Origin of the sequence: Plantactinospora soyae (assembly GCF_014874095.1) — a bacterium.
Classification (GTDB): Bacteria; Actinomycetota; Actinomycetes; order Mycobacteriales; family Micromonosporaceae; genus Plantactinospora; species Plantactinospora soyae.
Window position 1 is genome coordinate 504,802 of record NZ_JADBEB010000001.1, and the last position, 14,499, is coordinate 519,300.

Annotated in this window: 11 protein-coding genes; 1 reads left to right on the top strand and 10 read right to left on the bottom strand. The window is 71.4% G+C overall.

Annotation, left to right across the window (positions count from 1 at the left end; translation table 11 throughout):
• Positions 1-34 precede the first annotated feature (34 nt).
• Positions 35-376: a winged helix-turn-helix transcriptional regulator gene (locus H4W31_RS02220; RefSeq protein ID WP_192765110.1), complete on the bottom strand. Its 342-nt coding sequence runs from the start codon at positions 374-376 to the stop codon at positions 35-37.
• A 117-nt stretch (positions 377-493) separates the two neighbouring features.
• Here H4W31_RS02220 and H4W31_RS02225 point away from each other — a divergent pair, with 117 nt between their 5' ends.
• Positions 494-1,375 (top strand): NAD(P)-dependent oxidoreductase, encoded by an 882-nt coding sequence (locus tag H4W31_RS02225; RefSeq protein ID WP_192765111.1) that lies wholly within the window; start codon positions 494-496, stop codon positions 1,373-1,375.
• A 112-nt stretch (positions 1,376-1,487) separates the two neighbouring features.
• On the opposite strand, the gene rho is transcribed toward H4W31_RS02225, so the two are convergent.
• The 9 genes from rho to H4W31_RS02270 all read right to left on the bottom strand — a co-directional run bounded on the left by rho (position 1,488) and on the right by H4W31_RS02270 (position 14,421).
• Entirely contained in the window at positions 1,488-3,575 is a 2,088-nt protein-coding gene (gene rho, locus H4W31_RS02230) for a transcription termination factor Rho (RefSeq protein ID WP_192765112.1), read from the bottom strand.
• Between the two features lie 298 nt (positions 3,576-3,873).
• The gene (gene thrB / locus H4W31_RS02235; protein WP_192765113.1) at positions 3,874-4,821 is read right to left on the bottom strand and encodes a homoserine kinase; all 948 of its coding nucleotides are present in this window, start codon (positions 4,819-4,821) and stop codon (positions 3,874-3,876) included.
• A gap of 10 nt (positions 4,822-4,831) precedes the next feature.
• Positions 4,832-5,041, bottom strand: a complete 210-nt coding sequence (locus H4W31_RS02240) for a hypothetical protein (protein ID WP_192765114.1) — start codon at positions 5,039-5,041, stop codon at positions 4,832-4,834.
• Between the two features lie 13 nt (positions 5,042-5,054).
• Positions 5,055-5,921 (bottom strand): SPFH domain-containing protein, encoded by an 867-nt coding sequence (locus H4W31_RS02245; protein ID WP_192765115.1) that lies wholly within the window; start codon positions 5,919-5,921, stop codon positions 5,055-5,057.
• Between the two features lie 135 nt (positions 5,922-6,056).
• Positions 6,057-6,710 carry a phosphodiesterase gene (locus tag H4W31_RS02250; protein ID WP_192765116.1) on the bottom strand — a complete coding sequence of 218 codons (654 nt, stop codon included), beginning with the start codon at positions 6,708-6,710 and terminating at the stop codon, positions 6,057-6,059.
• Positions 6,711-6,819: 109 nt separating this feature from the next.
• A complete protein-coding gene (locus tag H4W31_RS02255; RefSeq protein WP_192765117.1) occupies positions 6,820-8,064 on the bottom strand; it encodes an MFS transporter in 1,245 nt (414 codons plus the stop codon).
• A gap of 128 nt (positions 8,065-8,192) precedes the next feature.
• On the bottom strand, positions 8,193-11,483 hold the full coding sequence (locus H4W31_RS02260) for an efflux RND transporter permease subunit (protein ID WP_192765118.1): 3,291 nt from the start codon (positions 11,481-11,483) through the stop codon (positions 8,193-8,195).
• Between the two features lie 366 nt (positions 11,484-11,849).
• Positions 11,850-12,899: a threonine synthase gene (thrC, locus tag H4W31_RS02265; protein WP_192765119.1), complete on the bottom strand. Its 1,050-nt coding sequence runs from the start codon at positions 12,897-12,899 to the stop codon at positions 11,850-11,852.
• A 175-nt stretch (positions 12,900-13,074) separates the two neighbouring features.
• On the bottom strand, positions 13,075-14,421 hold the full coding sequence (locus tag H4W31_RS02270; protein ID WP_192765120.1) for a homoserine dehydrogenase: 1,347 nt from the start codon (positions 14,419-14,421) through the stop codon (positions 13,075-13,077).
• Positions 14,422-14,499 lie beyond the last annotated feature (78 nt).

Genomic DNA, 14,499 nt, shown 5'->3' on the forward strand with positions numbered 1-14,499 from the left:
TGAACCGAAGGAAAATTCCATCACCCGACTGCGGCTACGCGTCCGGGCCACCGCCGAGGACGTGCTGCCGGCCCCAGGCACCCAGTGGCGCCAGCGCCTCGTTCAGCGACACACCGAGCGGGGTCAACGAGTACTCGACGCGCGGCGGCACCTCGTCGTACGCCTCCCGGTGCACGATGCCGTCCGCCTCCAGCTCCCGAAGATGGGAGGCGAGCACCTTCTCGGTCACGCCAGGTATCAGCCTGCGTAGTTCACCGAAGCGGCACACCTGTTCGTCGAGCGCCCAGAGGATCAGCACCTTCCACTTCCCGCCGACCACGTCCATCGCCGCGTCGATTCCGCAGACGTACGCCCCTGGCCGTCGCGTACCCAGCATCGCCCATCCCCTCCTGGTCGGTACGCACGCCGCGAGGTAACCACCCACTTCGAGGTAACCACCCACTCCGAAGTGCGTACTTGTTCGCGTCCATCCGCGACGGCAAGTCTAGTGAGCGTGGAAACGAACACCGCTCCGAAAACCTCTCTCACCCTCCTCGGGCTCGGCGGTATGGGTGCCGCGCTCGCCCGTGCCTGGCTGGGCGCCGGGCATCCGCTGACCGTATGGAACCGCACCGCCCGCCGGACCGCACCACTGGCCGCCGAGGGCGCGACGGTCGCCGGTACGGCCGCCGAGGCGGTGGCCGCGAACAGTCTCGTGGTGACCTGCCTGCTCGACGACGCCTCGGTCCGCGAGGCACTGGACGACGCCGACCTGACCGGCAGGGACCTGGTCAACCTCACCACCAGCACTCCGGGCCAGGCCCGCGCGCTCGCCCAGTGGACCCGGGAGCGCGGCGGGCGCTTCCTGGACGGCGGGATCATGGCGATTCCGCCGATGATCGGCGTTCCCGATTCCGGCGGTTACGTCTTCTACAGCGGGTCCCGTTCCTTCTTCGACGACCATCAGCGCACCCTGGCCGTACCCGCCGGCACGCGGTTCGTGGGTAGCGATGTCGGCTTCGCCGCCCTGCACGACGTGGCGTTGCTGAGCGCGATGAGCGGGATGTCCTCCGGGGTCGCGCACGCCTTCGCGCTGATCCACCGGGAGGAGATCGCGCCGAAGGACTTCGCCCCGCTGCTCGTCGACTGGCTGACCGCGATGGCCGCGCTGGTGCCGCTGACCGCCGCCCAGTTGGAGAGCGGCGACTACACCGTGGGGGCGGACTCCAATCTCGCCATGCTGGTGGCGGGCAACGCGACCCTGCTCCGCACGGCCGAGGAGCAGGGAGTCAGCGCCGAACTGATGACCCCGTACATGGATCTGATGGCGCGCCGACTCGCCGACGGGCACGGCGACGAGAGCGACACCGGCGTGATCGACCTGCTCGTCCGCTGATCGAGCCGATCGTCGGCCGATCGGGCCGGCACAGTGACCGAGGGGCCCGGCCGAAATCGGCCGGGCCCCTCGTGGGTCGTTCACTCGAATCGCGCCGCTCCGGCGCCCCGGGTCACTCCCCGGGGGTGGACTTCGCGATCTGCATCAGGAACTCGATGTTGGTCCGGGACTGCTTGAGCCGGTCCAGCAGCAGGTCCAGTGCGGCCTGCGAGTCCAACGAGTGCAGCACCTTGCGCAACTTGTGGATGATGGCCAGCTCTTCCGGCGCGAGCAGGATCTCTTCCTTACGCGTGCTGGAGAGGTGGATGTCGATGGCCGGGAAGGTCCGCTTGTCGGCGATCTTCCGGTCCAGCTTCAACTCCGCGTTGCCGGTCCCCTTGAACTCCTCGAAGATCACCGTGTCCATCACGGACCCGGTCTCCACCAGCGCGGTGGCGAGGATGGTCAGCGAGCCGCCGTTCTCGATGTTCCGCGCCGCGCCGAGGAAACGCTTCGGCGGGTACAGCGCGGTGGAATCGATACCGCCGGACATGATCCGACCACTGGCCGGTGCGGCCAGGTTGTACGACCGACCGAGCCGGGTCACCGAGTCGAGCAGTACGACCACGTCGTGGCCCAGCTCGACCAGGCGCTTGGCCCGCTCGATCGCCAGCTCCGCGACGGTGGTGTGGTCCTGCGGCGGACGGTCGAAGGTGGCCGCGACAACCTCGCCCTTGACCGAGCGCTGCATGTCGGTGACCTCTTCGGGCCGCTCGTCGACCAGTACGACCATCAGGTGGCACTCGGGGTTGTTGGTCGTGATCGCGTTGGCGATCGCCTGCAACACCATGGTCTTACCCGCCTTCGGCGGAGACATGATGAGCGCCCGCTGGCCCTTGCCGATCGGCGTCACCAGGTCCATGACCCGGGTGGTGAGGATGTGCGGCTCGGTCTCCAACCGCAGCCGCTCCTGCGGGTAGAGCGGGGTGAGCTTGTAGAACTCGGGCCGCCGCTTCGCCTCCTCCGGGTCCATCCCGTTGATCGTGTCGAGCCGGACGAGCGGGTTGTACTTGTCCCGCCGCTGCTCGCCGTCCCGGGAGGCCCGGACCGCGCCGGTGACAGCGTCACCGCGGCGCAGGCCGTACTTCTTGACCTGGGACATCGACACGTAGACGTCGTTGGGACCGGCCAGGTAGCCGGTGGTCCGGACGAACGCGTAGTTGTCGAGCACGTCGATGATGCCGGCCACCGGAACGAGTACGTCGTCCTCGTTGACCTGCGGCTCCCGCGTGCTGCCGCCGCCGCTGTCGCCGTTGTCCGGACGGTCGTTGCGACCCCGGCGCCGGTCCCGGAACCGGCTGCGCCGGCTGCGCCGTCCACCGCTGTCGTCGTCGTCGCCGTCGTTGTCCCGGTCCACCGGACGCTGACCCCGGTCGCCACGCGACTCGCCGCGCTCGCCCCGGTCGTTGCCGCGCTCGCCCCGGTCGTTACGGTCCCGGCCGTTCCGGGAGTCACCACGGTCGGCCCGCTCACCACGGTCGCCACCGTCGGTCCGCTCGGCACCCTCGGCACGGTCGCCGCGCTCGGCCCGCTCACCACGGTCGGCCCGCTCACCACGGTCGCCGCGCTCACCACGGTCGCCGCGCTCAGCGCGGTCGCCGCGATCGGCGCGGTCGGTCCGCTCGCCCCGCTCGGCGCGGTCGGTCCGCTCGGCGCGCTCCGGACGCTCGGCCCGCTCGGCCCGCTCCGGACGCTCGGTCCGCTCCACCGGGGGCGCCTCGGTCTCCACCTCGGCGGTGGCGGCAGCGGTCCGGCTGGATCGCCGCGACGTACGCGTCCGCCCTTCGCCGGCAGCGGCAGCGGCCGGTGCCTGCTCTGCGGCAGCCCGGCGCTCACCGTCCGGTCGGTCGCTCTCGCGCACCTCGGCCCGTACCTCGTCGCGAGCCGGCGCAGCTGCGGCCGACACCTCGGCGCGGGGACGTGGCGCACCGCCACTGGCGGCACTGGTGGTGCCGGACTGCCGCTCGGAAATCGCGGCAATCAGCTCGCCCTTGCGCATCCGGGCCGTACCGGAGATGCCGAGCGACGCGGCCAGGCTCTGCAACTCTGGCAGCAGCATCGCCGACAGCCCGGTTCCGGTCCGCCGACGGCGGGTAGAACCTGCGGTGGCTTCGCCAGCGACGTTGGAAACATCCGACGTCACGTCGGTGGTGTCGCTCAATGGATTCCTTCCCTCGATAAGGCCGGGGCTGCCCGTGGCCTGAAGAACCAACCGGCCGGGCGGCCTCGGTGCACCCGCCTCGCATGACGCGTAGCGGGAGTCTGTAACACAGCAGCCGGTTGGTTTCCCGACTCACCAACATCGGTGAGCAGGTCTCGCCGCCTGCGGCGACCTGTGGAAACTGCGGTGCGGCGTGAACCTAGGCAGGGGTGAGACGGGCTGACCGCCGAAAGCTTCGGGGGTGCACCGACCCGCAGGAGTCGCATTGCTTCGCGGCTGTGCTAGGTCTAGAGCGTAATCAACTCTTCCGACCTGCGGCAACAGGGTCCCGCTCGGCGTGTCCCAGTCTACCCCTATAGACCCGCGCCCCGGCTACGTCTATGGGCAACCTTTGCGAGGTCCAGTGCATTCCCGGCGTGAATTCCTCGTCGAGCCTGGTCAACGCCAGAACCGACGGGCCCGCCCCACTGACCACAGCCGCCACACCGGCCGCACGCAACTCAGCCAGAAGCGCCGCAGTACCGGGCATTCCGCCCGCCCGGTACTGCTGGTGCAACCGATCCTCGGTCGCCGCGAAGAGCAGGGTCGGGTCGGCGGTCAGGGCGTGGACCAGCAGGGCGGCCCGGCCGGCGTTGCGGGCCGCGTCGCCGTGCGGGACCGTCGCCGGCAGTGCCGCCCTGGCCACGGCGGTCAAACCCCGCTCCTGCGGTACGAAGACGGTGGGCTCGACATCCGGGGCGACCGGCAGCGTCACCGCCCGGCCCGGGTCGTCCGGCTCCGCCCAGGCGATGGTGAACCCGCCGAGCAGGCAGGGCGCGACGTTGTCCGGGTGCCCCTCCAGCCCGGCCGCCAGCCGCAGCGCCGCGGCGTCGTCGAGGTCCCGCTCCCCATCGGTGACCAGGGCCCGGGCCAGCAGCACCCCGGCGACGATCGCCGCCGACGAGGAGCCCAGGCCGCGAGCCTGCGGGATCCGGTTGACGCATTCGACGGCCAGCCCGGACGGCTGGCCACCGAGCGCGTCGAAGCCGGCCCGCATGGCCCGGACGACCAGGTGCTCGTCCCCGTCCGGCAGCTCGCCCGCGCCCTGCCCGGTGACCTCGACCCGGCAGCCGTCCGAGGTGATCCGGGCGCCGACGTCGTCGTACAGCGCCAGCGCCAGGCCGAGCGTGTCGAAGCCGGGGCCGAGGTTGGCGCTGGTCGCCGGCACCCGGACCCGGACCGGCTCGGAAAGGAAGGAGGGCCGCATCCGGCTCATGCTAGGTGGCCTCGTCCGGCGCGGACTCCGGCGCCTCCCCCGGACCGGAGTCCCGGGCCGGTCTCGGGGTCCGGCCGGCCGAACGCAGGGCCAGCCGCAGCGCGTACTCGATCTGGGCGTTGACGCTGCGGAGATCGTCCGACGCCCACCTGGCGATCGCGTCGTAGACCTGCGGATCGATCCGGAGCAGGAGTTTCTTGCGTTCGGCCATTGGTACGCGGGCCTTAGCTGTAGAGGGAGCCGGCGTTCACCACCGGCTGGGCGGCACGGTCACCGCAGAGTACGACCAGCAGGTTCGACACCATCTGGGCCTTCCGTTCCTCGTCCAGCTCCACCACGTCCTCCTCGCGCAGCCGCTCCAGCGCGTTCGAGACCATGCCCACCGCACCCTCGACGATCTTGAACCGGGCACCGACGATCGCACTCGCCTGCTGCCGGGCCAGCATCGCGTGGGCGATCTCGGGCGCGTACGCCAGGTGCGTGGTACGCGATTCGAGCACCTCCACGCCGGCCAACTGGACCCGTTCGCGCAGCTCGTGTGTCAACTCCTCGCTGACGACCGTGCTGTCCCGCAGACTCGCCCGGCCGGAGTCGTGTGCCTCGTACGGATAGCTGGTCGCCAGGTGCCGGACGGCCGCCTCGGACTGCACGGCGACGTACTCGACGTGGTCGTCGACGGCGAAGGCGGCCTTGTAGGCGTCGACCACCTGCCACACGACGACGGCCGCGATCTCCACCGGATTGCCGTCGGCGTCCGAGACCTTGAGTCGGGCGGTCTCGAAGTTACGCACCCGCAGCGTGACCTTCTTCCGGTCGGTCAGCGGCCAGGTCCAGTGCAGCCCGGCCGTCCGGATGGTGCCGACGTACCGGCCGAAGAACTGCACCACCTGCGCCTCGTTCGGGTTCACCACGGTGAACCCGGTGGCCGCCAGCACGGCGAGTACGACGTAGACGACGCCGACGACGATGATCCGGGGATGCACCCCGGACTCGTCGAGCACGGGCTGGATGATCGCGATCCCGGCGGCGGCCAGGATCAGTAGAACTCCGATCGGAATGAACCCCGAGATCCGGAAGGCGGCTCGCTCCATGACATCTCCCTGCTAGCGATGTGATATCACGAGGATATCCGACGCCCGCCACCGGAGGAAGAGGCGGGTCGCCCAGTGGGGATTCGCGGGTGGCTTACCTGAGATGCCGCAGCTTTCGGGCCCGACCGGTCGGGATCACGGCAGGCGGGTCTGGTCGCCGGCGGCTCCCCGGCTCCGCTGCGAGAACGGGTAGCTCACCCTCCGCAACCGCTGGAGCAGGCCGGGCGGGCGCAGCGCCGAGGCACGGCTGCCGTCCGGATCGAAGGCCAGCGCCGCGTCCACCTCGGCGGGCAGCCGCGCACCGAAGACGACCCGCCCGAACCGCCGCCACGGACCGGTGACGCCGACGGCGAAGAGGTCCAGGCAGGCGGCGTCCCGGTCGGCGAGCGACGCCACCTCGGCCAGGGTACGGCCGAGCGGCCGGGGCGAGCGCGCGGTGACGTACACCCGGCGGCCGTCTATCCGGTACGCCAACAGGCTGCCGTACGGGCCGGCGAAGTCGTACCTCGGCATCGGCAGGTGCCGCAACACCCGCCGCTGACTGCTCGCGGAGAGCAGCAGGTCGAACGGGCCGGTGTCGCCGTGCAGCCGGAGGGCGAGCCCCAACAGGTCGGGCCAGCCGTCCGGGGTGGGCAGGCCACGGGAGAGCCGCAGCGTCGCGGCGCGGCGACCGGCGCTGCCCGCCAGCCGGACCGCCAGCGGCCCCCACAACTCGACCTGACCGGTGAAGGAGAGGCCGCGCGGATGCAGCAGCCGACCGCCGCGCCACCTGGCCAGGCGACCGGCCACTCGGGCATCCGGCACCACGTCGATGGCCCGGAGTACCCCGGCGACCCCGAAGTATCGGCGCCCCGCCCCGGTTTTTCCGATACTTCCCGGCGCCGGCCCACGCCTGCGGTCAGCCCGGCTGGGCGGCGGTCTCCGGGCCCTGCTCGCCGGACAGGTCGAGCCGCCGGGTCGCCACCCACCAGCCGACGGCGTAGACCAGGGTGGTCAGCCCGCAGCCGGCCAGCACCACCCGCTGGTCGACGTGGTCCACCACACCGGCCACCACCAGTTGGCTGACCGCGATGGCCACGGTCGCCAGCATCATGTCGGTGGCGAAGACCCGTCCCCGCAACCGGTCCGGCACCTCGCCCTGCAACGCGTAGTTCGACATCACCCAGTTGCTGCCGCCGGCGAAGTGCGCGACGAAGACCAGTACCAGGACCAGCGGGAACCAGTTCGTCAGCGACACACCGAGATAACCCAACCCGTACGTCGACATCGACAGCGCGAGGCCGGGCAGCAGCCAGGACCGGTGGTTCAGCACCCGACGCATCAGCAGCGGCCCGATCAGCACACCCGCACCGCGTACCGCGAAGAGCAGGCCGGTGCCCAGCGCACCGACCCCGTACAGGCCGGCCAGCAGCGGAAACACGGTCAGCACGCCGTTGCCGAGGCCGACCGCGCTCTTCACGGTCACCAGGGCCAGCACCCGGGGACGGCGCCCGATGTACTGCAACGCCTCCCGGATCGCCGTCCACGGGCGCGGCACCGGCAGGTCCAGGTCGCGCGGCGCCTGCAACGGGCGGCGGATCAGGCAGGTCAGGCCGGAGGCCACCGCCAGGCCGACCGAGGCCACCCAGAAACAGGCGTACGGCCCCACCGCGGCGGTCAGCACCCCGCCGAGCGACGCCCCGACGATGCTCATCGTGCCCCACGCCGAGCCGGCGACCGCGTTCGCGGCGGGCAGGTCGTCCGGGTCGACCACGTTCGGCAGGGCCGCCGATGCCGCCGGCGAGTAGAACGCCTTCGCGACCGCCACCGCCCCGATCGCGACCAGCGCCAACCAGGCGGTGCCGGCGCTGCGTACCCCGAGCAGCAGGACGATCGCGGCCAGCGCGGTCAGGTTCGACGCGATCAGGATCTTCTTGCGGTCCAGCCGGTCGGCGACGGTCCCGGCGTACGGCAGCAGCAGGGCGAGAATCCCGTTGTCGACGGCGAGCACCAGTGCTCCCCACACACCGCTGCCGGTCAGCTTCGGCAGCAGCACCAGCAGCGGCACCATGACGAACCAGTCGGCTCCGAACACCACGAGTTCGGCACTGAACAGACGGCGGAAATCCCGGTTGTGGGTAAGGACGGAAAGGGGTGACGACACGTGTCGGCACCTTACCTGCCGGCGGCCCGGACCCCTGGTGGGGACGGTGTCGGGCCAGGCCGGTACCCGGCCTGGCCCGATCCGTTCAGTTTTCTCCGGCGCCCCTTACGGGTCTGGCGTCAGCCCGGTCAGTCCTCCGTCGGCGGCAGCGGCGACCGGCGGCTCTTCGGCAGCCGCAGCACCTCGAACTGGTCGGTGCCGTCGATCAACGCGCCGGACGGCGTCGGACGCCCGCCGACCGGGCCCCCCTGCGGTCCGACCGGTACGGCGGTCGTACCCGCCGCCACGCCGGCCGGTGCCGGCGTACCCGGAGCCGCCCCGGCGCCGAACCCGCCCGGCTCGCCCGAGCCGGTCCCGTCGGCGGACCCGCCGCGACGGCGACGCATCCGCTCCTTGGTGTTCTCGACCATCGTGTAGAGCGTCGGCACCAGCACCAGGGTGAGCAGCGTCGAGCTGATCAGGCCACCGATGACCACCACGGCCAGCGGCTGCGAGATGAACCCGCCCTCACCGGTCAACCCGAGAGCCATCGGCAGCAGGGCGAAGATGGTCGCGATCGCGGTCATCAGGATCGGCCGCAGCCGGCGTCGGCCGCCCTCGACCACCGCCTCGATCACGCCCATCCCCTGGGCCCGGTACTGGTTGACCAGGTCCATCAACACGATCGCGTTGGTCACCACGATGCCGACCAGCATCAGCACACCGATCAGGGCCGGTACGCCCAACGGCGTACCGGTGGCCAGCAGCAGGCCGATCGCACCGGTCGCGGCGAACGGGATGGAGACCAGCAGGATCAGCGGCTGGATCAGGCTCCGGAAGGTGGCCACCATGATCACGAAGACGATGGCGATCGCGGCGAGCACCGCGAGGCCGAGGTCGGCGAAGGCCTCCGCCTGGTCGGCGCTGACCCCGCCCACCGCGAACGTCGCCCCGGGCACCTCGATCGCGTCGAGGCGCTCCTGCAGTGCGGCGGTGGTGGCACCCAGGTTCGACGCGGTCGACGTACCGGTGACGGTGGCGCTGCGCTCCCCGTCGATCCGGGTCACCGCCAGCGGCCCCTGCACCTCGGTCACGTCGGCGATGTCGTCCAGCTTGATCGCACCGGTCGGCCCCACCGGCAGGGCCCGCAACGCGTCCACGCCGGCCGGCGGCTGCCCGGAACGCAGCACCACGTCCTGCTGCTCGCCACCGAAGGTGACCTTGCCGAGCGGGCTGCCCCGGAACTGCTGCGCGACGAGCTGACCGACGGCCGCGTCGGAGAGCCCGAACCGGGCGGCGGCGGCCCGGTTGACCTTGACGTCGATCCGCGGCGCGCTCTCCGCCAGGCTGCTCTGCACGTCCGCCACGTCCGGGGTCTCCGACATGGCCCGCTGTACCTGCTCGGTCGCCCGTGCCAGCGCGTCGACGTCGGCGGCCCGCACGATCACCTGGAGCTGGTTGACGGAACCGCCACCCGGCCCGCCGGCTCCACCGAAGCTGACCTCGCCGGCCCCGCTGAGCTTGTCGAACTCCGTCCGCAACGTCTCCTTCAACGCGGCGGCGTCGGCGTCGGCGCCGAGCGCGACGGAGAAGTTGGCGCTGTTGACGCTGCCGCCCCCGCCGAACGGGTTGGCACCGCCGCCCACCGTCACCTGGTACGAGTCGATCCCCTCGGTACGCTCCAGCACCGTCTCGACCTGCTTGGCCGCCGCGTCGGTGGCACCCAGGCTGCTGCCGACCGGCAGTTCCTGGCTGATGCTGAGGGTGTCCTGTCCGGAGTCGTCGAGGAAGTTGGTCTCCAGCCGGGTGGCGAGCCCGAAGGTGCCGAAGAGCACGACCAGGCCGAGGGCGACGGTCAGCCAGCGCCGCTGGGTCGCGAACCGGATCACCGGCAGGTAGCCGCGCTGGAGTGGGCTGCGCAGCTCCTTCTCCTCGGCCGCCCGCCGCAGGTCCTCGCTGTTCGCGCCGCCATTGGCCGGCCGGAGGAACCAGTAGGCCAGCACCGGGATGATGGTCAGCGACACCAGCAGTGAGGCGAGCAGCGCCACCGTCACGGTGATCGCGAACGGCGCGAAGAGCTGCCCGACGAACCCGCCGACCAGCACGATCGGGGTGAAGACGGCGACCGTGGTGAGGGTGGACGCGGTGACCGCGCCGGCGACCTCCCGTACACCGCCGATGATGGCGTCGCGTTTCTCCTCGCCGTACCCGAGATGTCGTTTGATGTTCTCCAGGACCACGATCGAGTCGTCGACCACCCGGCCCACCGCGATGGTCAGCGCGCCGAGGGTGAGCAGGTTGAGCGAGTACTCGCCGATCCAGAGCGCGATCAGCGCCACCAGCACGGAGAGCGGGATGGAGACCGCGGTGACCAGGGTGGACCGGACCGAGAGCAGGAAGACCAGGATCACCAGTACCGCCATGACCAGGCCCAGCAGGCCCTCGGTGGTCAGGCTCTCGATGGACTTCTCCACGAACGGCGCCTGGTCGAAGACGATGCTCAGGGTGGCGCCGGAGGCGGTGGAGAGATCGGCCAGCCGGTCCCGGATCTCGTGCGAGATGCGTACCGCGTTGCCGTCCGGCGAGGCGGTGACCATGATGCCGAGGCTGTTGGTGCCGTTGGTCCGGGTGAACGAGGTCGGCGCGGCGAGCTGCTGCTCGACGGTCGCGATGTCACCGAGCCGGACCGGTTGGCCGCCGGGCCGGGCCGGCGGCAGGAAGATGCCGGCGAGCTCCTCGACCGAGGCGATCCGGCCACCGATCTGGACCGTGCGGGTCTGGTCGTTCTCGGTGACCGCACCGGCCGGGATCGTCACGCCGTTGGCCTGGAGGGCGGTGCCGATGGCGGTCGGCGAGACGCCGGCCACCGCGAGCTTCGCCGGGTTCGGGGTGATCACCACCTGCTGGTCGCGCGCCCCGGTCACCTCGACCGTGCGGACCCCGTCGATGGACTCCAGTTCGGGTACGACAGTGTCGGTGAGCTGGTCCGCGAGGGCGCGCTCGTCACCGCTCCCGGCCGCCGCGAGCACGACCGCGGGCAGGTCGTCGGTGCTGCCGGCGATCACCTGCGGCTCGACGCCCTCCGGAAGCTGGATCCGGTTCAGCGCGGTCTGCATCTTGTTGACCGCGTCGTCGAGGTCGGTGCCGAACTCGTACTCCACCTGGAGGGTCGCGCTGCCCTCCTGGGAGGTCGAGGTGACCTTGTCCAGGCCGGCGATGCCCTGGATGCTGTTCTCGATCGGCTCGGCGACCTGCTCCTCGACAACCTCCGGCCCGGCGCCCGGGTACGGCGCGATGATGAAGGCCGCCGGGAACTCCAGCGAGGGCAGAAGCTGCTGCTTCAGCGACGGCACCGCGTACGCGCCGAATGCCGTGATCACGATCGCGATGAGCGCGACGAGCCCTCGGTTGGCGAGACTGAGTCTGGCGAGGAACGACATCAGCGGCTCACTCCTGTGTATCGAGTTGGCGCGAGGGGTGTGATCGCGCGAGTTCTCAGGTCAGCGCGGCAGGAGGAAGTCTGCCTGACCCGGATCCCCGCCCAGGAATCGGGGCGCTGGGCGCAGCCTGCGGGTTGGCCGGTTCGGAGTGCAACCCCTGCTCAGCACCCTCTCAGCTCGCCATACCGTCCCGCCGACCGAACAGGCGACGCCGATCCCGGTCCGGCTGCCGGCCGGCCCGGTCGGGAAGGGGCGGGAAGGGGCCGGGGAAGGTCGGACCGTTCGCCTGGGATAACCGTTCCAGCCTTCTACAGAGGAGCGCAGTTCTGACGATGCCGGGCGGCCGGCTCCGGCTGGCCGCCCGGATCAGGCCAGGTCGAGTGCGCGCGCGGCGGTCGGCACGTCGTTGCGGATGGTGATCGGCGAGGGCGCGGTCGAGATGGCCCACTCCGGGTCCTTGAGACCGTGCCCGGTCACCGTGCAGACCACCGTCGACCCGCTGGGCACCATTCCGGCGGCGGCCTGCTGCAACAGTCCGGCGACGCTGGCCGCGCTGGCCAGTTCGACGAAGACGCCCACCTCGCGGGCGAGCAGCCGGTACGCCGACAGGATCTCCCGGTCGGTCACCGCCGCGATCAGTCCGCCGGAGGCGTCCCGGGCGTCGATCGCCTTCGTCCAGCTCGCCGGGTTCCCGATCCGGATTGCGGTGGCGATGGTGGAGGGCTCGCGGACCGCCGTACCGGTGACGATCGGGGCGGCGCCGGAGGCCTGGAAGCCGTACATCTTCGGGCGGCGGGTGGCGTTGCCGGCCTCGGTCTCCTCTTCGTAGCCCATCCAGTACGCGGTGATGTTGCCGGCGTTGCCGACCGGCAGGCAGTGGATGTCGGGGGCGTCGCCGAGGGCCGCGACGATCTCGAACGCCGCCGTCTTCTGGCCGTGCAGCCGGTCGATGTTGACCGAGTTGACCAGCGCCACCGGGTAGTCCTGGGCCAGTTTGGCGGCGAGCGCCAGACAGTCGTCGAAGTTGCCGTCGATCTGGAGCAGCCGGGCGCCGTGCACCAGTGCCTGGGCCATCTTGCCCAGCGCGATCTTGCCCTGCGGCACGAGTACGGCGCAGGTGAGTCCGGCCCGGGCCGCGTAGGCCGCCGCCGAGGCGCTGGTGTTGCCGGTGGAGGCGCAGATGATCGCCTTGTTGCCGGCCTCGACCGCCTTGGAGACCGCCAGCGTCATGCCCCGGTCCTTGAACGAACCGGTGGGGTTGGCGCCCTCCACCTTGAGATAGACGTCACAGCCGAGCCGCGCGGAGAGCACCGGCGCCGGCAGCAGCGGGGTGTTCCCCTCGTGCAGGGTGATCACCGGCGTGGCCGCGCTGACCGGCAGCCGGTTCCGGTACGCCTCGATCAAGCCCCGCCACATATCTCTCTCCTCAGCACCTGCGGTCCCCGCCCGGTCCGGTCGACGGCGGCGGGTCAGCTCCACGGTGACCCAGGGTCGCCGATCGGCTGCACCCGCACCAGCCGCTAACCACCTGGCGGGACGACCGGACCAAGCACTGGGCCGGCACCGGACTCCGGCAACGGGCGGTCCGCCGCTACCGGCTGCCGCCCTCGACCCGGAGCACGCTGGCGATCGAGCGAACGATCTCCAACCCGCGCAGCTCCTCGACCGTTGCGGCGAGCGCGGCGTCCGGGGCAACATGGGTCACGATCACCAGGATCGCGTCGCCGCCCCGACCCACCGGGCCGGTACCGTCCGCCGGACCCGCCGACGCGGACGCCTGCCGTACGGTCGCGATCGAAACGTCGTGCCGGGCGAACACCCCGGCGACCGCCGCCAGTACGCCGGGACGGTCGGCCACGTCGAGGCTGATGTGGTAGCGGGTGACCGCCTCCCCCATCGGCCGGATCGGCAGCGCCGCGTACGACGACTCGCTGGGGGTACGGACCCCGGCCAGGTGGTTGCGGGCGGCCGCGACCACGTCCCCGAGCACCGCGCTCGCGGTCGGCGCCCCGCCGGCACCCCGACCGTAGAACATGAGCTGACCTGCGGCGGCGGCCTCGACGAAGACCGCGTTGAAGGCGTCGCCGACACTGGCCAGCGGATGGCTGACCGGGATCATCGCCGGATGTACCCGGACGCTGACCGACTCCGTTCCGCGCGAGTCCGGACCCCGGGAGGCGATGCAGAGCAGCTTGATGGTGCAGCCCATCGCCTTGGCGCTGGCCATGTCGGCCGCGGTGACCTCGGTGATCCCCTCCCGGTGGACGTCGGCGGCGGTCACCCGGGTGTGGAAGGCGAGCGAGGCCAGGATCGCGGCCTTGGCGGCGGCGTCGAAGCCCTCCACGTCGGCGGTCGGATCCGCCTCCGCGTAGCCCAGCTCGGTCGCCTCGTCCAGCGCCTCGGTGAAGCCGGCGCCGGTGGCGTCCATCGCCGAGAGGATGAAGTTGGTGGTGCCGTTGACGATGCCGGTGACGCGGCTGATGGTGTCGCCGTGCAGCGACTCGCGCAGCGAGCGGAGCAGCGGGATCGCCCCGGCCACCGCCGCCTCGTAGTAGAGGTCGGCCCCGCCCTCGGCGGCGGCGTCGTGCAGGGTGCCGCCGTCCTCGGCCAGCAGTGCCTTGTTGGCGGTCACCACGCTCTTGCCGGCCCGCATCGCCTCGACCAGCCAGGTCCGGGCCGGTTCGATCCCGCCGACCACCTCGATCACCAGGTCGACGTCGTCCCGCTTGACCAGGCCGAGCGCGTCGGTGGTGAACAGGTCCGGATCGACCGGCAGGGTCCCCCGGTCCCGGGTGATCCGGCGTACGGCGATGCCGGCGAGCTCCAACGGCGCACCGACCCGCGCGGTCAGGTCGGCGGCCTGCTCGTGCAACAGCCGTACCACCTCGGCACCGACGGTGCCGCAGCCGAGCAGGGCCAGACGGACTGGTTTCGTCATCGGCCTCGTGGCGTCCAGACCCGGCCGCCCAGGGGCGGGAGCTCGGACGCCACTGCCTCCCTTCGGGAAATCGTCGTA